The organism is Allobosea sp. TAB14, assembly GCF_052113865.1.
In the GTDB taxonomy this organism is placed as follows: domain Bacteria; phylum Pseudomonadota; class Alphaproteobacteria; order Rhizobiales; family Beijerinckiaceae; genus Allobosea; species Allobosea spartocytisi.
In genome coordinates, this window is record NZ_JBFRDQ010000388.1 from 1 (window position 1) to 1,010 (window position 1,010).

At 66.1% G+C, this 1,010-nt stretch carries 1 protein-coding gene; it reads right to left on the reverse strand.

The window, feature by feature from the left end; all coding sequences use genetic code 11:
* Positions 1-1,010: DNA methyltransferase (locus AB4Y99_RS27840; RefSeq protein WP_441525637.1), on the reverse strand; the 1,010-nt coding region annotated here is incomplete at both ends.

The following is a 1,010-nucleotide window of genomic DNA, read 5'->3' on the forward strand; positions in this document are numbered from 1 at the left end:
GCATTGCGCGGCCTTGCGGTCAGGTCGCGGCCGTTGCGGTAAGCGCGGATATGCTCTGTCAGACCGCTGCGGCGGCCCAGCCCGAGCGCCCCGGCCTCCTCCGGCGTCACGATGAACCCGGCGCCGTGCAGCTTCACGCCCGGTGAGCACAACCCGTGATTGGCGCGCAAGGCGTTTGTCTTGGTGAGATCGGCGCCGATCGTCAGATCCGCATTGATCCGCCCCTGTCGCTCGGCTAGCTCGATTTGCGGTTGGTCCGTATCGAGCCCCGCTTCCGAGACCAGCTCGAGCAATCGGCCGTCATGCTGCCCGGCCTCGACCACGGTCATCGCAATGCGAACGGCGGCGGTATCCTTTCCCGCCTTGGTCCAGGGATGATCCGCAATCGCCATGACGAGCGAGATCGGGCGCTCGGCGATAAGATGCCGTTCGAGGACGCGCCTCTGGAAGACCTGTGCGATGGAATTGGTGGTGACGAAGCCGAATCGGCGCAGCCGGGCTTCCGGCCGGGTCGCCGCGGTCGCGGCGCGATCCACCCAGTACATCACGAAATCGGCGCTCTCGTTGATATGGGGATAGATTTGGCGCAGGCCCGCGACATATCCGTCGCCCAGCCGGCGACGCAGATCCTTGCCGCCGATGAAAGGGGGATTGCCGACGATGAAATCGACCTCCGGCCAGGGCGCGAGATGCACATCGGGCGGAGCCACCGCCCGGCCCAGTAGGGTCGCCGGAACCGGCCAATTCGCCCATGAGATCAAGGCGTCGCAGGTCCGGATCTGCTCGAGCTTCTTCAGGATCGGTTCTTGCGGCGCATAGGCTCGGGTGCGCAGATGCCATTGCAGATAGCCGATCCACAGCATCAGATCGGCGATGGCGGCAGCGCGGGAATTCGCGTCGAGACCGAAGAACTGCCATGGACCGACGCCCCGCGCGCCGAATCCGCCGAGATGTTCCGCCGCGCCGAGTTCGGCCGCGGCCTCCAGCACCTCGCCTTCCAGCCGCTTCAT